The organism is Sedimenticola sp. (genome assembly GCF_050289425.1).
Classification (GTDB): Bacteria; Pseudomonadota; Gammaproteobacteria; order Chromatiales; family Chromatiaceae; genus Sedimenticola.
This window is the reverse complement of the sequence record NZ_JBNKFS010000016.1, coordinates 81,147-100,586: the sequence shown is the minus strand read 5'-3', so window position 1 is coordinate 100,586 and position 19,440 is coordinate 81,147. Positions and strand designations below refer to the sequence as shown.

Genomic DNA, 19,440 nt, shown 5'->3' with positions numbered 1-19,440 from the left:
ATCGGCCTTCCTCTCCCATGCTGCGCTGGAGGCGGGCGAGAATCAGGGCGATCAGTTCGAAGATTGCGTGCAACTGATGACGCTGCATTCGGCCAAGGGTTTGGAGTTTCCGCTGGTGTTTATCGCCGGTGTCGAGGAGAAATTGTTCCCGCACAGTATGTCGGCCGAGGATCCGGAGCGGCTGGAAGAGGAGCGCAGGCTCTGTTATGTGGGCATGACCCGGGCCATGGAGCAGCTTTACCTCACCTATGCCGAGAGCCGGCGGCTGCACGGCAGTGAATCCTATCCCCTGCCCTCACGGTTTCTTCGTGAAATTCCGGCTGAGTTGATCCGCGAGATCCGTTCCCGGCCGCAGATCAGTCGTCCGGTTTATGCCCCGGCTTCAGCCGATTTTGCCGGCCATGACGCCGGTTATCAGCTGGGCCAGCGGGTGCTGCATCCCAAGTTTGGTGAAGGGGTGGTATTGAATGCCGAGGGCCAAGGTGGCAGTGCCCGGGTGCAGGTCAATTTTGCGGAGGTGGGAGCCAAGTGGCTGGTGGTCGCCTATGCCAATCTGCAACCGATCTGATTTTGGGGTGGTGGGGTGTTGAGGTAGTCCAGTGTGTAGCCCGCCCACTCCGGCTATTGTGCTTCCGGTCCGAGAATTTTTTTTACCGCTCGCAATAGGTCTTCCGCCGATAACGGTTTGACGTAGCTGGCGGAGACGACCGGTCTTGAGAGTTGTATATATTCCGGGTAGGCGGATAGGACGATGACCGGGATGTCGAAATTGCCGATCAGGCGGAATATGCCCTCCAGTCCATCGTGGTCCGGCATGACCAGGTCGGTGATGATCAGGGCTGGATCATATTGCTCGATCAAATCCAGGATGGATTTGCTGTCGTCGGCTTGAATCACCTCATAGTGATGGGCTTGTAGAGAGAGGCTGTAATACTCTCTAAGCGGTTGGTCATCATCTATCAGCAGCAGGGTATTTTCAGCCATCTGTCTATCCTTTTCCCCTCTCCATCTGGCTATGTGAAGCTGTCCGCCCCAATTATGGCAGATTTTTCGCCGGCGTTTACCTATCGGTTCACGAACTAGAATGGCGGGTCCGATTGAAAGATCACCCGTTGCTGGGTCAGTGGGTGGCGCAGCGACAATTCACAGGCATGCAGTAACAAGCGGGAAGAGCCGTTCAGGCTGTTCCCTGTGGCGTAGAGGTTGTCGCCCAAAATGACATGGCCGATAGCGAGCATATGTACCCGGAGTTGGTGTGAGCGTCCTGTCTCCGGGATCAGCTCCACCCGGCTGCAGTCGTTTTCCGGTTGATAGCGTAATAGCCGATAGCGGGTGACGGAGGGTTTACCGATTTCGTGGTCGACCTTCTGTCTGGGCCGGTTCGGCCAGTCGGTGATCAGAGGTAGCCGGATGGTGCCGGCAGGTGGGTCGAGTTGGCCGTTAACCACGGCGGTATAGCGTTTGTCGACCTCTCGTTGTTGGAACATCCGGTTCAGCGTCCGATGCATAGCCGGCCCCCGCGCCATCAGTATGATGCCGGAGGTGCACATATCCAGTCGATGCACCACCATGGCGTCGGCGAATCGCGCTTGCACCCGGAGGGCCAGGGAGTCCTGTTTCGCTGCCCCCCGGCCGGGTACCGAGAGCAGGCCGCTGGGTTTGTTCAGAACCAGCAGTGCCTCATCCTGGTAGAGGATGTCCAGCCCCTCATCTGCCGGTGGTTGGTAATGGTCAAAATTGGCCGGCATTGTCCTTACACCCCTCTGTACTGTTTGAGTGGGCACAGGATTAACATTGGCTGATTGTTGTGTCTACGGAGCATTGTCAAGATTGCTTGGCGGTTCAGGATGGGCGATTTTACAGGAGAAGCGGATGTGGCAGTAGCTTCACGCCAGCCGAATCTCCACGCGCTCCTTGCCCTGGCCCGGGTTTTTGCGTTTCAGCGATAGGTTGCCGATTTCACCGGTGCTTCTCAGATGAGTGCCGCCACAGGGAACCTGGGCAAAACCTTCAATGGCCCAAAAGCGCCGCTCTTGGTTGCGGTCGCTGAAGTCGCTGACGATCTGCAGGTCTTGTTCGGTAATGGCGTTGAGCTGCTCGAGTAGGTCCGGCAGCAGACCGGCCAGGCTCTCTTCGTGTAGGAAGTCGATCCGTGCCTTCTCCTCGGCGATATGGGCGCCGATCTTTTCGATGCCTGGTACTGCCCGGTAGATCAGCTCCAGCAATAGTTCACAGGCGAAATGCAGACGCATCAGTCGATAACGGCGTGGCCAGTCAATCTCTATCAGTACGCAATCGCCTGGTTTGAGCCCATGTCGATCTTCCAGGGCGTAGACGATTTCGGGTCCCTGTTTTTGCGCTGCCAGCACCCGATGCCCGCCGATGCTTCCCCGGTCGCTCTCCTGGCCGCCGGACTGGGCGAAGTAGATGGTGCGGTCGAGTGTGATGGCATCGCCGTCGACGCCGACCACCCGAGCCTCCAATCGAGTCAGATAGGGGTCTTGCCAAAACAGTTTTTCGACCACAATCAGACCCTAGTCCATGTTTAACACTTTACCCGGATTAAGCAGGTTGTCGGGGTCCAGTGTCTGTTTGATCTGACGCATCAGCATGACTCCTGCCGGATTCTGCTCTTCCAGGAAGCTGATCTTGCCCTGGCCGATGCCGTGTTCCCCGGTACAGGTTCCCTCCATGGCGAGCGCGCGACGGACCAGTCGGTGATTCAGTGCCTCGGCTTCTTCGATATCTTCGGGGCGATCCGGGTGCGGCAGGATCGCCAGGTGGAAATTGCCGTCCCCGACGTGGCCCAACATGACGATGGGCATGCTGGCCTGATCGATATCGATACGGGTTTCACGGATGCATTCGGCGAGCCGGGATATCGGAACACAGACATCGGTCGTGATGGCCCGGGTGCCCGGCTGCAGTTGCAGCGCCGAGGGATAGGCGTCATGGCGTGCTTTCCAGAGGCGGCTGCGATCTTCGCTGCGCGTCGCCCAGGTAAAGTCACTGCCGTTGAATTCGCTGGCGATCCCTTGTACCGCCTCAGCCTGCTCCTTGACGCCGGTATCGCTGCCGTGAAACTCGAGGAATAGGTGCGGTTGCTCGGGGTATTCTGTTTTCGAATAGAGGTTGATCGCCCTCATCATCAAGCCGTCAAGCAGTTCGATACGGGCGATGGGAATACCGGACTGGATGGTGAGTATCACCATGTTGATGGCGTCATCCACGTTGGGAAAGCTGCACACAGCGGAAGAGATCGCCTCCTGCAGACCGTGCAATCGCAAGGTAACCTCGGTGATGATACCCAGCGTGCCTTCCGAGCCGATAAACAGATGGGTCAAATCGTAGCCGGCGGAGGATTTCTTCGCTCTTGTACCGGTCTTGATAATACGGCCATCGGCCAGCACCACCTTGAGTGACAGCACGTTCTCTTTCATGGTGCCGTAACGTACGGCGTTGGTGCCGGAGGCACTGGTGGCGGCCATACCGCCGAGTGAGGCATCGGCGCCGGGGTCAACGGGGAAAAACAGCCCGGTGTCCCGCAGGTGGCTCTCCAACTGCAAACGGGTAACGCCAGCTTGTACGGTACAATCCATGTCCTCTTGATTCACTTCCAGGATGCGGTCCATTTGGCTGAGATCGATACAGACCCCGCCGCGCCGCGCCTGCACATGTCCTTCGATCGCCGTACCGGTGCCGTAGGCGATGACCGGTATGCGATATTGGGCGCAGATTTTTACAATCTCGCTTACCTCTTCGGTAGTGTGAGCAAACGCGACAGCGTCCGGTGGCTCGGTTTTGAAGCCGGATTCATCATGCCCATGGTGTTCGCGGACAGCCGTGGCGGTGGAGAGCCGCTCGCCAAGCAGTTTAGTCAGTGAGGGAAGTGCTGTATCGATAACGCCGTATTCAGTGTTCATGGTGCTTGCGTACCCGGTTATCAAAAATGACCCTGGGATTTTCCCCTACATTGACCCTGGGCGTAAAGCACGGTTATTACAGGGTTTTGATATCATTGCCGTTATTTTCATTAAGGTGGTTTCTGCGCGTTGAATCTTGTATTGTTCAATAGGCTAACAGCAGTAACACATATTAATTACCCCGAGGGGTTTTACTCTATGCAAATGCTTTTACGTCTTTCCGGCTTAATAGATGCGATGAATGAGCGAATTGGCCGGTTAATCTCTTGGCTCGTGGTGATCATGGTGCTATTGGGAGTCTACAATGCGGTAACCCGCAAATTGAGTCAGACGATCGGTATGGACTTGAGTTCCAATGCCTACATTGAAGCACAGTGGTTTATGTTCAGTCTGGTGTTTTTATGGGGTGCGGGTTATGCATTGAAACATCAAGCCCATGTGCGAGTGGATATACTTTATTCGCGGGTCTCGGAACGGGCCAAGGCATGGATTGATGTGATCGGCACCTGCCTGTTCCTGTTCCCTCTCTCTGCCCTGGTTGTCTGGGTCAGTTATACCTATGCCGCCGACTCCTGGGCAATTCTCGAGGGGTCGCCTGACCCGGGTGGTCTACCTCGCTATCTGATTAAATCGGCTATACCTATTGCGTTTATTTTGTTGATCATTCAGGGATTGAGTGAATTGATCAAGCAGGTCGCCTTTCTAAGGGGACATATTCCCTACCCCCATGCCGAAACTGAGGAGGGTATATGAACCCGGATCTATTAGGCCCCATCATGTTTGGGGGCGCGCTGTTGCTGATCTTCATGGGCTATCCGGTCGCCTTTGCGCTGGGTGGAACGGCCTTGGCGTTTGCCGCCATCGGCATCAATATGGAGCTGTTGGATTTCGCTCTACTGCAAGCCATGTCACAGCGCATCTTCGTTGTGATGCAGAACTATACCCTGTTAGCGGTGCCGTTCTTCATTCTGATGGGCATGCTCTTGGAGCGAACGGGGCTGGCGGAGGATCTGCTCAAGACCATGGGTATCGCCTTTGGTCGGGTGCGGGGCGGACTCGGCTTTTCGGTGGTGATTGTGGGAACGTTGCTGGCAGCGGCCACCGGTGTGGTGGGTGCCACGGTGGTGGCGATGGGTCTGATTGCCCTACCCATTATGCTTGAGTACAAATATTCCAAATCCCTTGCCTGCGGCATTATTTCAGCGTCCGGCACCCTGGGTCAGGTGATACCACCCAGTATCGTGTTGATTGTTTTGGCTGATCAGTTAGGTGCGCCGGTGGGCGATCTGTTCGTGGGTTCGCTGGTTCCCGGACTCATGCTCTCCGGTATGTACATGGTCTACATTGGTATTATTGCACTCACCCGGCCGAAACTGGCGCCCGCCATGCCGATCGAAGCGCGGAACCTGAACGGTAAAAAACTGAGCCGCGAAATCGGTGTGGTGATGATCCCGCCATTGGCGTTGATTGTGGTGGTGCTGGGCAGCATCTTTGCTGGTTGGGCGACGCCGACCGAGGCGGGGGCTTTCGGAGCGGTGGGGGCGATGATTTTGGCGGTGTTAAAGCGTCGCCTGACCCTCAGCTCAGTACTGGAGAGTATGACCGAAACGGCCAAACTGACCAGTATGGTGATGTTCATCCTGGTGGGATCGCAAGCTTTCTCGCTGGTGTTCCGTGGTCTCTATGGCGATCTCTGGGTTGAAGACCTACTGACTTCTCTGCCTGGGGGTGAGATCGGCTTCCTGATTCTGGTTAACCTTGCGGTCTTTGTTCTAGGCTTCTTTATCGATTTCTTTGAGATCGCCTTCATTATCGTTCCGTTACTGGCACCGGTGGTGGTACGCATTCTGTCGCCCATGTTCTCCGAGTTTGACGAACCCGGTCGTATGGCATTGGTCTGGTTTGGCGTTATGATCGGTATGAATCTGCAGACTTCATTCCTGACGCCACCTTTCGGCTTTTCCCTCTTCTACTTGCGCGGTGTTGCGCCCCGGACGGTTAGCACGGCTGATATCTATCGAGGGGCCATACCCTTTATTGTGATCCAATTGATCGGTTTGTTGGCGCTGTTCTACTATCCGCAACTGGTCACCGGGTTGTTAAGTATGGGCATCGGTCAATCCTATTAGGGGGAGAGTCTGCGGAGCGGATATGAAAAGGCCCCATCTCCAACTAAGATGGGGCCTTTTTTATGCGTCGCTTCAGGGTGAACTATTTAAAGTTGAAGCTGGCATAGGAGGTCTCAGCCGTGCTGAACCAAGTGTCAGATTGAGACTTGAAGGCTTTCCAGTTTTCGAAGATGTCTTTGAATGTGGCATCACCGGCTGACAGTTCGTCATACAGTGCAAACGCCTCTTTCCGTGCGGCATCCAAGATCTCCTTGGAGTATTCGCGCATCTGAACGCCTTTGCTCAGCAGGCTGGCTAGTGCCTTGGGGTTTTTCGAATCATAGTCGACCATCATGTCCAGGTTCGCCTCAGCCGCAGCCGATGCGACGATCTCCTGATACTCTTTGGGCAGGCTGTCCCACGCCTTCTGGTTGACATAGAGGCTAAGGGTTGGAGCGGGTTCCCACCAGCCCGGGTGGTAGTAGAACTTCGCTACCTTGTAGAAGCCGGCTTTTTCATCATCATAAGGCCCGACCCACTCGGTGGCATCGATGACACCACGCTCCAGTGCCGGATAGATCTCCGCACCGGGCAGTACCTGTACCGTGGCTCCCAAGCGGCTCATTACCTTGCCGCCCAGTCCGGGTATACGCATCTTCAGGCCCTGCAGGTCGGCAACCGTGCTCACCTCTTTACGGAACCAACCGCCCATCTGCACGCCCGTGTTACCAGCCGGGAAGTTGACGATGTTGTGCTCCGCAAAAACCTTGCGTAGCTTTTCCATGCCGCCGCCGTTATAGAGCCAAGCATTTTGTTGGCGGTAATTGAGTCCGAACGGCAGTGCCGTGTCGAACGCAAGAGATGGATTTTTACCAATGTAGTAGTAGGAGGCGGTGTGTCCCATCTGTACTGTTCCCTGGGATACGGCATCAAATACTTCAAGACCGCCAACCAGCTCACCACCCGCATAGGGAATGATTTCAAATTGACCGCCGGTCATGGCCTTGACTCGCGCGGCAACGGTTTCTGCACCACCGAAAATGGTGTCAAATGCTTTCGGCCAACTGGTGGCCATTCTCCAGCGAATTTTTTTGTTGCTCGCAGCCAATACGGCAGGAGCGGCGCCGGCAGCCACGGCTCCCACGGCTGCCTTTTTTAGAAAATCACGACGCTTCATCTGGATCTCCTCTGGTTAGCTAAAGTTATTATCTGAACAGCGTAGAGACCTATATATATGCGATCGACAGAGGGAGTGCAAATAGAATCTCGTTTTAATAACACCCGTAACGGTAGGGGCTTACGTAAAGTGACAATTGCCTACTTATTTTAACGGTTACATACGTAAGTATTAATACGGATGAAAAGGTTGCTGGGGCTTGTTAGGTCTTACCGAAAGAAACAGGGCGTGCTCGATGGGTATCGAACGCGCCCTGTTGTGTTGCAGTGGCGGGGTGATTTAACCTGAAGCGTGGGTTGTCTTCCAATCAATGGCATCCACGACGGCAACGGCACTCATATTGACAATGCCGCGAACAGTTATGGAATCCGAGACGGCGTGTGCCGGATATTTCAGGCCGGTCAGCATTGGCCCAACCGGTACCGCCTCACCTAGCATCTTGACCATATTGTAAGCAATATTGGCTGAGTCCAGGTTTGGCATGACGAGTAGATTCGCAGCGCCCTTGAATCGCGAATGGGGGAAGATTTTATCCCTGATCTCATCCGAGAGTGCGGAGTCAGCGTGCATCTCTCCTTCTACCACCACCCCGGGATATTGTTCATGCAAGATTCGTCTCGCCTCTTTCATCTTGCGTGAAAATTCATTGTTGCGGCTGCCAAAGTTGGAGTGTGATAGCAGTGCTGCTTTGGGCGACATGCCAAAGCGCCGTACAATATCCGATGCCATGGCGGTTTTTTTGGCGATCTGCTGCGGTGTCGGGTCTGTCGTGACATGGGTATCCGTCAAGAAGAACGTCCCCTTGGACAGGATCAGCATGGTGACGGCGCAACAGTCTGTGGTGTCTTCGCGAATGCCGATAACACTGCGGATATATTTCAGATGCTGGATATAGGCACCTTCAACGCCGCAGATCATGGCATCGGCATCCCCTTGCCTGGTCAGCAGTGCAGCAAGTACAGTTGAGCGCGTTCGTACCACACCGCGCGCAAAAGCGGGTGAAACACCGTTGCGTCCCTCGAGTTCATGATAATGCTGCCAGTCGCGCTCGAAGTTGGGGTTGTCGTTCATGTTGACAACACTCACGTCCTTACCCAGTTTGAAGCGCAACCCCAGACTGCGGGCTTTCTCCTCGATGACCTCAGGACGGCCAATCAGTATCGGATGGCAGATACCGTCGTCGACCAGCACCTGTACCGCCAGCAAGACGCGGGTGGCTTCGCCTTCAGCAAAGACCACTTTCTGTGGATTGGCAATGGCACGCTCGAATACCGGTTTCATAACCAGACCGGAACGGAAGACGAATTCCCGCAAAGTACGGCGGTATTCGTGAAAATCCTTGATAGGACGGGTAGCCACGCCCGAGTCCATGGCTGCCTGCGCGATCTTGGGTGGTAGGTCGGTCATCAGCCGTGGATCGAATGGTTTGGGGATTAAGTATTCTCGTCCAAACTGGAGCGCCTGGCCGCCATAGGCCGCTTGAACTTGGTCCGAGGCCTCTTTCGTGGCGAGATCCGAGAGCGCTTCGACGCAGGCAATCTTCATCTGCTCGTTGATGGTGGTGGCGCCGACATCCAGTGCGCCGCGAAACAGGAACGGAAAACAGAGTACATTGTTGACCTGATTGGGATAGTCGGAACGTCCGGTCGCGATGATGGCGTCGGGTGCTACCTCCAGTACTTCCTCCGGGGTGATCTCCGGTGTTGGATTGGCCAATGCCAGCACAAAGGGCGGGTTGGCCATCTTGGCAATCTGATGCTTCTTGATCACGCCTGGCCCGGAAAGTCCCATGAAGATATCCGCGCCGACTATTACATCGTCCAAAGTGCGCTCATCTGTCTCAATGGCATAGACCTCTTTATAGGGATCCATGTCCTCTTTACGCCCTTTGTAGACCACACCATCTCGGTCGACTACGCGAATGTTCTCTTTTTTCAGCCCCATACTGACCAGGAGGTTGAGACAGGCCAGTGCGGCGGCTCCAGCGCCGGTACAGACCAGCTTGACCTCTTCGATTTTCTTTCCCGCAACCCGCAACCCGTTACGCACGGCAGCGGCTACCACGATGGCGGTGCCGTGCTGGTCATCGTGGAACACGGGGATGTTCATCCGTTCACGCAGACGGCGCTCAATCTCAAAACATTCCGGTGACTTGATATCTTCCAGATTGATCCCGCCAAAGGTGGGCTCCATGGCGGCGACGGTTTCGATGATCTTTTCCGGGTCCTTCAAATCCAGTTCGATATCGAAAACATCCACACCGGCAAACTTTTTGAACAGTACCGCTTTTCCTTCCATGACCGGTTTGGCGGCGAGCGGGCCGATGGCTCCAAGGCCCAGTACGGCCGTGCCATTGGTGATGACGGCGACGAGGTTTCCCCTTGAGGTGAGGTTTGCGGCTTCATTGGGGTCGCGGGCAATCTCTTCACAGGCCGCCGCCACGCCGGGTGAATAGGCAAGAGCGAGGTCACGTTGGTTGACCATCTTTTTGGTGGCAACGATCTCCATCTTTCCGGGTTTTGGGAAACGATGGTAATCAAGTGACGCCTCGCGCAGCTCGTCTGTCATGCTCTATTCCTTATATATACGGGATGAAGAAGGTGAAAATTTAAAAAACAAATATTGAATATAGAATTATCGAATAGATTATACCAATGACGCTAAATAGTAACCTGAATTTTGCTAGTTTAGGGTTATTTTACAGGTTTTCCCAGAATTTAATGCGAATTTAGTACGAATGTCCTATTTGTTTTGTGGTTTTTTGTTGTCAACGTGGATTATTGGTTGGAAATGCCGTAATATTTCGTCCGATTTTCGGCTATTCTAAGTAAACTCCTAACACAACTGCAGAGGATTAATCTCATGAAGGTATCCGTTCTTGGCGCTGCCGGCGGCATCGGTCAGCCACTGGCACTCCTACTTAAAAATGCCATGCCCGCTGGTTCCGAGCTGGCATTGTACGATGTTAATCCCATGGTCCCTGGAGTTGCGGCTGATTTGAGTCATATCCCGACCCCGGTTAAGGTTTCCGGTTACGGTGCTGATCAGCTTGAAGCGGCGATGGCTGATAGTGATATTGTCATTATCCCTGCCGGTGTGCCACGTAAGCCGGGCATGTCACGTGACGATCTGTTCAACGTGAATGCCGGAATTGTGAAGTCCCTGGTTGAGACCGGTGCAAAGGCTTGCCCCAATGCCTGTTATGGCATCATCACCAATCCGGTCAACTCCACCGTGCCGATTGCAGCCGAAGTGCTGAAGAAGGCCGGTGTTTATGACAAGCGTAAACTGTTCGGTATTACCACTTTGGACGTGATTCGCTCCAATACCTTTGTGGCCGAGTTGAAAGGCCTGGATCCCACCAGCTTGAACATCCCGGTGGTCGGTGGCCACAGCGGCAATACCATCCTGCCCCTGCTTTCGCAGATCGGCATTGAGTTTTCCCAGGAGGAGATCGAGAGCCTGACGCCGCGCATCCAGAATGCCGGCACCGAGGTGGTGGAAGCGAAGGCCGGTGGCGGCTCTGCAACGCTCTCCATGGCCGATGCGGGAGCGCGTTTTGCCCTGACGCTGCTGGCCGCCCTGAATGGTCAGGAGTCGGTGGTCTGCACCTATGTTGAGGTGGAGAATCAGCCCACCAGCTTCCTCTCGCTGCCGGTCCGTTTGGGCAAAAACGGCGTGGAAGAGATCCTGCCTGCCGGTACGCTCAGCGCTTACGAGCAGCAACTGTTTGATGAGATGCTGCCTACGCTGGATGGTAACATCACCAAAGGCGTTGAATTTGCCAATAGCTGATCAGTGCATGCAGTAACAAAAAAACGCCCGGGGTAGATCCGGGCGTTTTTTTGTCCAGGTAAAGGCTGCCTCGCCTTATATCCGTCTTATAGCACCTGAGCTATGCCGTTGCAGAGGGCATCCATATTATTGCGCGTCATGCCGGCGACACTGATCCGGCCAGATCCGACGATATAGATGGCGAACTCTTCTTTCAGGCGTTTAACTTGATCTGGATTCAACCCAGAGAAGGAGAACATGCCGCACTGACGGCTGATAAAACTGAAGTCCTGGCTAACGCCCTTCTCTTTTAATGTGGTGACGAACAGGTCGCGCATGGACTGAATCCGGTCGCGCATTTCAGCCACCTCCTTCTCCCATTCGGCATACAATGAGGCATTGTTCAGGATAGTGGTGACAATACCGCTGCCGTGGAAGGGCGGGTTGGAGTAATTGGCGCGAATGATCGATTTGATCTGGCTGAAGGCGTTATCCGCCTGTTCGGCGTCTTTCGCCAACAGTGTTAGCCCGCCGACGCGCTCGTTATAGAGACCAAAATTCTTCGAGAAAGAACTGGCCACCAGTAACTCGGGGTTATGTTCGGTGAAGATTCTCAGTCCAGTAGCGTCCTCGTCAATCCCATTGGCGAATCCTTGGTAAGCGAAGTCGAACAGCGGCAGCCAACCACCTTCAGCGGACAGTTTGGCCAGCTCTTCCCACTCTTCGGCGGTGGGGTCGATACCGGTGGGGTTGTGGCAGCAGCCGTGGAACAGCACGGTATCGCCGGCGGCAGCTTGCTGCAGGGAGTTTTTCATGGCAGCAAAATCTTTGTCCTTAGCTTGTGCGTCGTAGTAGTCGTAGTTGACCACTTCAAGCCCCGCCGCCTTGAAGATATTGCCGTGATTGGCCCAGGTGGGGTTACTCACCCAGATACGCTTGCTCGGCATCTGTCGGGCAATGAATTCGGCACAGATGCGCAACGCGCCGGTACCGCCCGGCGCGTGGGCAGAGCGGGCACGTCCGCTAGCGATGATATCGCTGTCGGCGCCAAATAGCAGGCGCTGAACGCCCTGTCCATATTCGGGTGTGCCTTCAATGCTGAGATAACTCTTGCTAGTCTCGGCGCTGAGCAGGTGCTCTTCAGCTTTTTTTACGCATGAAAGGATGGGTGTAGTGCCCGCTTCGTCCTTATAGATGCCGACACCGAGATTGATTTTTCCGGTGCGGGTATCCTTCTTAAAGGCTTCAGTCAAACCAAGGATAGGATCGGCCGGTGCGGCGCTGAGCTGTTCAAACATTTTTACCCTCATGCGAGTTATTTATTGACAAATGGGCCAATATGCTACCCCCTGTAAGCAGTGTTGCAAAGCGGTTAATGCTGATGGGGTGAAAACCGTTTTTGATGACGTTGGTTGGTGAGGAGTATGGGATGAGTCAAATGCCGGAATTGCCTCCTTTGGGGCTCTATATTCATCTTCCCTGGTGTGTGCGTAAGTGCCCTTATTGTGATTTCAATTCCCATGAGCTGCGTACAGGTGTGCCGGAGAAGGCCTATGTCGAGGCTTTGCTGGCGGATCTGGATTTTGAATTATCCAACCCGGCTATCAAGGATCGAGCGCTACAGACCCTATTTATCGGAGGGGGTACGCCAAGCCTGTTTTCGGAGCAATCAATTGAAAACTTGTTAACGGGGGTTAAAAGCCGTATTGCCTGTACAGAGGAGATGGAGGTGACGTTGGAGGCGAATCCGGGCACCTTCGAGTGCGGGCGTTATCTGGGCTATCGGGAAGCGGGTGTTAATCGTCTCTCTATCGGCGTGCAGAGTTTTCATTCCGAATCCTTGGCGCAGATTGGTCGAATTCACGGTCAGGATGAGGTTCTGCAGGCGATTGCCAGCGTCCATGAGTCGGGATTTGAATCATTCAACCTCGATCTGATGTGTGGTTTGCCTGGGCAGACGCTGGAAATGGCGCGAGCGGATGTACGAATGGCTATCGAGGCAAAGCCCGATCACATCTCTTATTACCAGTTAACGCTTGAACCCAACACCCCGTTTTATCGACAACCACCAGAGGCGATGCCGGCTGACGATCCTGCTGCGGCTATTCAGTTAGAAGGTCGTCGGCTGTTGGAGCGGGCGGGTTACCGGCAATATGAGGTGTCTGCCTATGCTCGCCAGAATAAGAGCTGCCGGCACAACCTCAACTATTGGCGGTTTGGCGATTATATTGGGATAGGTGCCGGAGCTCATGGAAAGCTGACGACGGTATCGCCTTGGCAGGTGGAGCGTCGTTGGCGTACCAGGGGGCCGGCTGAATATCTGCGGCTTGCGGGCAGTGCGGCGGCCCTATCCGGACAAAATAGACTGAGCGCAAAAGATCTATTTATCGAATTTATGATGAATGCACTGCGGTTAAAAGATGGATTTGGGGCGGCCCTGTTTGTACAACGGACGGGTCTAGACGAGTCCTATTTGTGGGATCGCTTGCGTCAGCCGCTGGAGCAGGGGTTGCTGGTGCGGGAGGGAGGCGTGATAGGTACGTCGGAATCGGGCTGGCTGTTTTTGGATGACGTAATAGCCGGATTGATTTGAAAACCCTTGTCGCGTGGTAGGTTACTTCAGTAAGTGAAAACTTTTTTTAAATATCAATCGTTTAGTGCTGACGAATCGCTGTCCGCTGGTAGGCGCTAAGCTTCTCTCTGTGCTAGGATTTTGCTTAGAGGCGGCCGATTTTACTATTTGGCAGGCCATTTAAGGTGTAGCGGTAAGGAGGACGGTCAATGGAGCAGACTGACGACAGGCTGGATTTTGATAAGTGGTTGAAGTTGGCCAGTACAGACCTGTCTGCCTTTGAGGCCTTGCGCCGGGCGAAGATCAATGAGGTGATTGAGCAGGCGCCGAAGGAACAGCATGATCGCCTGCGCAGACTGCAGTGGCGTATTGATCAGGAGCGCCGTCGTTGTGAAAATCCCATGGGGGCCTGCATTCGCTTATCCAGGATGATGTGGGAACAGATGATGGGTGAAGGGGGATTGGTTGAGAGGCTTCACTCCCTCAGCAGGGAACACTATTCGGCCAAGCTGAAGCGGACGCGGTCGGCAAAAGTGATCCCATTGGTGCCGGGTAGTGGCGCACGGCACTAGGCCTAGTATTGCGGATGTGTTTGTTGTTGGATATAATGCCCCGTTCACCCCGTCTCAATGTGCGGGTAGTTTGAGTTTATTCAGAGGCTGTCATGAAAGCGGATATCCACCCCAAATACGAAGAGATTAAAGTGGCCTGCAGCTGCGGGAACGAGTTTACCACCCGTTCTGCGCTGTGTGAGGATCTGCATGTGGAAGTCTGCTCAGCCTGCCATCCATTCTTCACTGGAAAACAGAAGATCATGGATACCGCTGGCCGTGTAGATAAATTCCGCAAGCGCTATTCGCGCGGTTAAGCGTAGCGTCATGTAGAGAAATAAATAAAAGGCACTTCGGTGCCTTTTATTTTTACCCAAGAATAGGATGTTTGACCACCAAACGCTGGATGCGTGAGGGTGGATTTGTACAGGGACGAACTGATGCCGAGAAGTACCTGGCTCCTGGATGTGCCGGTATGGATGGCGCGTATCCGCCCTACTCTTTTTGGTGTACCCCGGTTTCGGTCTGAACACTCTGCCGGAACCGTTTTCACTCCGATGGTCTATGCTTAACGCGTCTCGGCAACTCTTCGCTATCGGGCATACGGCAGTATTCATTATTTCAATAAGCTGTATTAAAAAATGCAGTCATTGCGTCCAAATATAATTTTGGTAGCATTGCTGCAGTTGCAAAATTCCGGCGGATAGCGCAAGCCGGCGTGATAAAGATAGATGTTTGTGTAAAAAACGGCCTAGAATTCAAGTAATGTTGCCGAAATAATGTTTGGATGACCATCCTATTATATGCTTAAGGGGTTGTTCTGATCGGCCGACTGTTATATAAAAGGTCAGTTAGCCAGTTTATGGCAGGAGAAAGTGAACTTATGTCAGATAAAAAAGTAACCTTAACCAACGAAGTGGATGGAACCTCTGTAGACTTGCCCGTATACAAGGGCACTGAAGGACCTGAAGTCGCGGATATCTCGACCCTTTATAAGAATACCGGGATGTTCACCTATGACCCCGGCTTTGTTGCTACAGCAAGCTGCCGCAGCTCCATCACTTACATCGATGGTGACAAGGGTATCCTGCGTTATCGCGGTTATCCCATCGAGCAGTTGGCCAAGGAGTCGAGCTTTTTAGAGGTGGCGTATCTGCTTATGTATGGCGAGCTTCCTTCTGCCGAAGAGTTCGCGAAATTTGATAACACCATTCGTCACCACACGATGATCAAAGAGACCTTGAAGAACTTCTTCGATGGTTTTCAGTACGATGCGCATCCGATGGGCATCATGGTCGGTGTGGTCGGATCGCTCTCTGCCTTCTATCACGACTCTTTGGATATCAACAACCCTCGTCACCGTGAAATTTCTGCTCACCGGCTGATTGCTAAGATGCCGACCATTGCGGCGGCCAGCTATAAGCACAATGTCGGCGAACCGTTCATCTATCCGCGAAACGATCTGGATTATTGTGAAAACTTCCTGCGCATGATGTTCAGCAACCCATGTGAGGAATACACCCCGGATCCCGTTGCGGTGAAGGCCATCAATACGCTGTTCATTTTGCATGCAGATCATGAGCAGAACGCCAGTACCTCCACCGTGCGTCTTTCTGGTAGTTCCCAGGCCAACCCGTTTGCCTGTATCGCAGCCGGTATCGCCTCACTGTGGGGGCCGTCCCATGGTGGCGCCAATGAAGCGGTGCTCGATATGCTGAATGAGATCGGCGACGTTTCGCAGATCGATAAGTACATCGCTAAAGCGAAAGACAAGGATGATCCGTTCCGCCTGATGGGCTTCGGTCATCGCGTTTACAAAAACTTTGACCCGCGCGCCACCCTGATTCGTGAGGTGTGCCATGAGGTGTTGGAGAACTTGAAGGATAACGACAATCCGCTGTTTGAGTTGGCCCTACGTCTTGAGCAGGTGGCTCTGGAGGACGAGTACTTCGTCGAGCGTAAGCTGTATCCAAATGTGGACTTCTACTCCGGTATTATCTATCAGGCACTGGGTATTCCAACCAGCATGTTTACGGTGATGTTTGCTGTGGCCAGGACCGTTGGCTGGGTCGCTCACTGGATGGAGATGATGGATGATCCCGAGTTCCGTATTGGACGTCCCCGTCAGCTCTACACCGGTGCGCCGAAACGCGATTATGTACCAGTAAATAAGCGTTAATCGACGGCAAGCAGCTTTAAAAGTTGGTCCAGCGACGCCCCCTTATGGGGGCGTCCTTCTGTCGGGTCCAGTGGCAGATTGTGCCGATCGGATGCAGGTAATACCAGCAGTTCAATTTCGTGTTCACCGGCATGGAAGCTGAACACTGTTCGGGTGGCTCGCTTCTTGTTGCCGTAGTCCAGGGTTACTTCGCGTTGCCTGCAGGGTATTTTCCACTCAATCAGTGAAATGGCGATCGCTTCCACCGTTTCTGAGAAAAGTATCAGCGTTATAGGTGTATAGCGGTTTGCGACCCCGCTCAATACCGGCCCAACCAAGCGCGGTTGAAAGTCGTTGAACAACTGCATCGCCTTTACCGCACTTTCCCGATGCTGTCTAAGTTGTAAATTCTGCTCTGTAGGTTGGAAGAGTTGCAGGTGGCTTTTCAGGGCTAGTTCTATTTCACGATTTTCTGGTAGTTGTCTTTGGTCGGTACACCGGAGCCGCTTGGCGGCCTTGGTGCGGGCCTGTTCATAACTGAGGTCACTCTGCTCAGCGATCAATTGGGCCGCTTCAATGGCGATTTGATGTTTGAGTGAGCGAGGTGATGAGCGACGGGGCATGGCTATGCTCCTGGTTAGAAAATCTGCTCTTCGCTGGTCGTTCCCTTGCCGGTTTTGCCCGATCCAGTATTGGTGACGGCTTCACTGGAGAGCTCCTTGGGCGCATATTCACTGCGAAATACTTCAAAAATGGCGTCTTCCTGATCCACGCTGGCGCGTTTTCCTGTTTTGGGGTCGATGCGTACGGTGACCATTCCAGTCGGCACCTTAAGTGGTAGCTCAGGAATATCTTTCAGTGCCGTCTGCATAAATTCGATCCAGGCGGGCAAGGCCGCCCGACCGCCTACTTCACCTCGGCCAAGTGGCTTGGAAGAGTCGAAGCCGACCCAGGTGATGGCAACCAGGGAGCGGTTAAATCCGTTGAACCAGGCATCTCTCTGGTCATTGGTGGTACCCGTTTTCCCGGCCAAGTCCTTTCGTCCCAATGAGCGGGCTTTTATGCCTGTGCCTCGTGTGATCACATCACGCATCATCGAGTTCATTAGATAGTGATTTTGGGGTGAAATGACCCGCTGTGCGATTGGTAGGTTGTTGGGACTTTCTCCGGTGCAGCTTTCACAAACTGTATTGGGAGTGGCTTGGAAAAGTATTTCGCCCGTTTCGCTCTCAATGCGATCGATAAAATAGGGTGTTATTTTGTACCCGCCATTCGCCAGTATGGCATAGGCCGATGCCATCTGGAGTGGCGTAACGGCTCCGCTGCCTAAAGCCAGCGACAGATTGTGTGGCAGATTGTTTGGGTCAAAACCGAATTTTTTGGCATGCTCGAGGGCGTGCTCTATGCCCATGGATCGGAGCAGGCGGATTGAAACCAGATTGCGTGATTTAGTGAGGGCGTAGCGTAATCGAGTGGGCCCAAAGAATTTTCCACTGTAGTTCTCCGGACGCCAGGCGCCTTCCAGACTTGGGTCGTCGAACACTACGGGGGCGTCGTTGATCAAGCTGGCAGCGGTAAAGCCGGCCTCAAGAGCGGCTGAATAGATGATGGCCTTAAAGCCTGAGCCAGGTTGGCGCATCGCTTGCGTGACCCGATTGAATTTGCTGTGATAAAAATCGTAGCCTCCTGTAAGCGCCTGGATGGCGCCATTGTCTGGCAACAGTGACACAAAGGCGCTTTCCACGGCAGGTATTTGGGCAAGGCGAAAGTGAGTGTCATGATCATCCGCAGACTCAAGCAGGCGAACCAGGTCGCCAGGTTTTAGGGTCTCATCGGCACGTTGTGGTTTTGGGCCGACTCGATTCTCGTTCTTAAAGGGTCGCGCCCACTCCAGTCCCTCCCAGGTGAGCTTTACGTGGCGGCCTTCGCCCAGGTAAAGTTCGGCGCTTTTCTCCTCGACGCCCGTGACAAGCGCCGGTAAAAGGTCGCCGATTATCCTGTGATCCCTGAGGAGGGCATCCAGTGCCTGGTCGTCTTCACTACCCGATAACTCCAAGTGCAGTTCAGCGCCACGATATCCATGTCTCTGGTCATAGGCTTGTAGGTTGTGCCTGACTGCCCTGTTGGCTACTGTCTGCAGCGTGCTGCTAATAGTGGTATGGACATTAAAGCCGGTGGTATATGCATCATTACCGTAACGTTCAAACATCTCGGCCCGCACCATCTCGGCAATATAGGGTGCTTCAACTTCAGTTTGGGCTGTGTGCAGGGAGGCAGTGATAGGGGTTGATCGAGCCTCTTGTTCTTCCGAATCGGATATGAAGCCCAATTTAGCCATGCGGCCGATAACATAATCCCTGCGCTGGAGTGACCGCTCCGGGTCGGCAAGGGGATTGTAGCGGGAAGGCGCTTTGGGGAGTCCCGCAATCATGGCGATTTGTGGCAGCGTCAGCTGGTCCACGGTTTTGCCGTAATAGACCATGGCTGCCGCACCGACTCCATAGGCGCGATTGCCCATATATATCTTATTAAGGTATAGCTCCAGGATCTCCTGTTTAGTCAGTTCGTGTTCGATGCGAAGAGAAAGGAAGATTTCGCTGAATTTTCGGGTAAAGGTTTTTTCACTGGACAGGAAGAAATTTCTTGCGACCTGCATGGTGATGGTGCTGCCGCCCTGACGGCGCTCGCCGGTTAACAAAAGTTGATAAGCGGCACGCATTAGCCCTTTATAATCCACCCCCGGGTGCTCAAAAAAACGATCGTCCTCGGCAGCTAAAAATGCTTGAACCATGCGCTCAGGGATGGCGTTGTATACCAAGGGGATGCGGCGCATTTCACCAAATTCGGCGATCAGTTTGTTGTCGGCAGAAAAGATCCTGAGCGGGACCTGGAATTTAACGCTCTTCAGGTTTTCGATCGGAGGAAGCGTTGGCTCAAGATAGTAGTAGAGTGAGGCCACGGAGATCGCCCCGGCGAGGGATCCCAGCAGGCTTAGCCAAAGGAAAAACTTGATCAGTTTCATTAACCACTTCATGAGCCAGTTCACGGATTGAGTATTGATGGGAATCCAGAATATATTGTCCGGAATATGTGGCTATACTAACAAATATGTGTTGTTGTGACAGTCTTAGAGAAAAAATACTTCACAAGAAAATCATTTACTGCTATATAGTTAAC

17 protein-coding genes are annotated in these 19,440 nt (G+C 53.6%); 8 read left to right on the top strand and 9 right to left on the bottom strand.

The genetic code is table 11. The features are described from left to right. The coding region (locus ACQY5R_RS12475) for a 3'-5' exonuclease (RefSeq protein ID WP_428608900.1) at positions 1 to 568 on the top strand (568 nt) is incomplete at its 5' end. Positions 569 to 621: 53 nt separating this feature from the next. On the opposite strand, the gene ACQY5R_RS12470 is transcribed toward ACQY5R_RS12475, so the two are convergent. The 4 genes from ACQY5R_RS12470 to ACQY5R_RS12455 all read right to left on the bottom strand — a co-directional run bounded on the left by ACQY5R_RS12470 (position 622) and on the right by ACQY5R_RS12455 (position 3,923). Further along, a complete protein-coding gene (locus tag ACQY5R_RS12470) occupies positions 622 to 984 on the bottom strand; it encodes a response regulator (protein WP_428608897.1) in 363 nt (120 codons plus the stop codon). A gap of 95 nt (positions 985 to 1,079) precedes the next feature. Beyond that, positions 1,080 to 1,748, bottom strand: a complete 669-nt coding sequence (locus tag ACQY5R_RS12465) for a pseudouridine synthase (RefSeq protein WP_428608895.1) — start codon at positions 1,746 to 1,748, stop codon at positions 1,080 to 1,082. A 138-nt stretch (positions 1,749 to 1,886) separates the two neighbouring features. Next, positions 1,887 to 2,525 (bottom strand): hypothetical protein, encoded by a 639-nt coding sequence (locus tag ACQY5R_RS12460; protein WP_428608892.1) that lies wholly within the window; start codon positions 2,523 to 2,525, stop codon positions 1,887 to 1,889. Between the two features lie 9 nt (positions 2,526 to 2,534). After that, positions 2,535 to 3,923, bottom strand: a complete 1,389-nt coding sequence (locus ACQY5R_RS12455; protein WP_428608889.1) for an FAD-binding oxidoreductase — start codon at positions 3,921 to 3,923, stop codon at positions 2,535 to 2,537. A gap of 198 nt (positions 3,924 to 4,121) precedes the next feature. Between ACQY5R_RS12455 and ACQY5R_RS12450 the strand changes: the two genes are divergently transcribed. Both ACQY5R_RS12450 and ACQY5R_RS12445 read left to right on the top strand, forming a co-directional pair. Next, positions 4,122 to 4,676, top strand: a complete 555-nt coding sequence (locus ACQY5R_RS12450) for a TRAP transporter small permease subunit (RefSeq protein ID WP_428608886.1) — start codon at positions 4,122 to 4,124, stop codon at positions 4,674 to 4,676. Further along, positions 4,673 to 6,052, top strand: a complete 1,380-nt coding sequence (locus tag ACQY5R_RS12445; RefSeq protein ID WP_428608883.1) for a TRAP transporter large permease — start codon at positions 4,673 to 4,675, stop codon at positions 6,050 to 6,052. The genes ACQY5R_RS12450 and ACQY5R_RS12445 overlap by 4 nt, the downstream gene beginning before the upstream one ends. A gap of 82 nt (positions 6,053 to 6,134) precedes the next feature. Here the strand turns inward: ACQY5R_RS12445 and ACQY5R_RS12440 are convergent, their stop codons facing one another. Together ACQY5R_RS12440 and ACQY5R_RS12435 are read right to left on the bottom strand one after the other, a co-directional pair. Continuing rightward, positions 6,135 to 7,208, bottom strand: a complete 1,074-nt coding sequence (locus ACQY5R_RS12440) for a TRAP transporter substrate-binding protein (protein ID WP_428608881.1) — start codon at positions 7,206 to 7,208, stop codon at positions 6,135 to 6,137. 279 nt (positions 7,209 to 7,487) lie between these two features. Continuing rightward, positions 7,488 to 9,776: an NADP-dependent malic enzyme gene (locus tag ACQY5R_RS12435; protein ID WP_428608878.1), complete on the bottom strand. Its 2,289-nt coding sequence runs from the start codon at positions 9,774 to 9,776 to the stop codon at positions 7,488 to 7,490. Between the two features lie 294 nt (positions 9,777 to 10,070). On the opposite strand from ACQY5R_RS12435, the gene mdh reads away from it, so the two are divergent. Further along, positions 10,071 to 11,003 carry a malate dehydrogenase gene (mdh, locus tag ACQY5R_RS12430; RefSeq protein WP_428608876.1) on the top strand — a complete coding sequence of 311 codons (933 nt, stop codon included), beginning with the start codon at positions 10,071 to 10,073 and terminating at the stop codon, positions 11,001 to 11,003. Between the two features lie 86 nt (positions 11,004 to 11,089). On the opposite strand, the gene ACQY5R_RS12425 is transcribed toward mdh, so the two are convergent. Then, positions 11,090 to 12,280, bottom strand: coding sequence for an amino acid aminotransferase (locus ACQY5R_RS12425; protein WP_428608874.1), 1,191 nt, complete (start codon positions 12,278 to 12,280; stop codon positions 11,090 to 11,092). A gap of 131 nt (positions 12,281 to 12,411) precedes the next feature. On the opposite strand from ACQY5R_RS12425, the gene hemW reads away from it, so the two are divergent. The 4 genes from hemW to ACQY5R_RS12405 all read left to right on the top strand — a co-directional run bounded on the left by hemW (position 12,412) and on the right by ACQY5R_RS12405 (position 16,284). Then, entirely contained in the window at positions 12,412 to 13,575 is a 1,164-nt protein-coding gene (gene hemW / locus ACQY5R_RS12420) for a radical SAM family heme chaperone HemW (protein WP_428608871.1), read from the top strand. A gap of 188 nt (positions 13,576 to 13,763) precedes the next feature. Further along, a complete protein-coding gene (locus tag ACQY5R_RS12415; RefSeq protein WP_428608869.1) occupies positions 13,764 to 14,126 on the top strand; it encodes a DUF3135 domain-containing protein in 363 nt (120 codons plus the stop codon). Between the two features lie 92 nt (positions 14,127 to 14,218). Continuing rightward, positions 14,219 to 14,422, top strand: coding sequence for a 50S ribosomal protein L31 (gene rpmE, locus ACQY5R_RS12410; protein ID WP_260293002.1), 204 nt, complete (start codon positions 14,219 to 14,221; stop codon positions 14,420 to 14,422). 566 nt (positions 14,423 to 14,988) lie between these two features. Next, on the top strand, positions 14,989 to 16,284 hold the full coding sequence (locus ACQY5R_RS12405) for a citrate synthase (protein WP_428608867.1): 1,296 nt from the start codon (positions 14,989 to 14,991) through the stop codon (positions 16,282 to 16,284). On the opposite strand, the gene ACQY5R_RS12400 is transcribed toward ACQY5R_RS12405, so the two are convergent. Then, entirely contained in the window at positions 16,281 to 16,886 is a 606-nt protein-coding gene (locus tag ACQY5R_RS12400; protein ID WP_428608865.1) for a hypothetical protein, read from the bottom strand. The genes ACQY5R_RS12405 and ACQY5R_RS12400 overlap by 4 nt on opposite strands. Positions 16,887 to 16,900: 14 nt before the next feature. Next, complete coding sequence (locus ACQY5R_RS12395) at positions 16,901 to 19,285, bottom strand: penicillin-binding protein 1A (RefSeq protein ID WP_428608864.1); 2,385 nt, start codon at positions 19,283 to 19,285, stop codon at positions 16,901 to 16,903. Positions 19,286 to 19,440 lie beyond the last annotated feature (155 nt).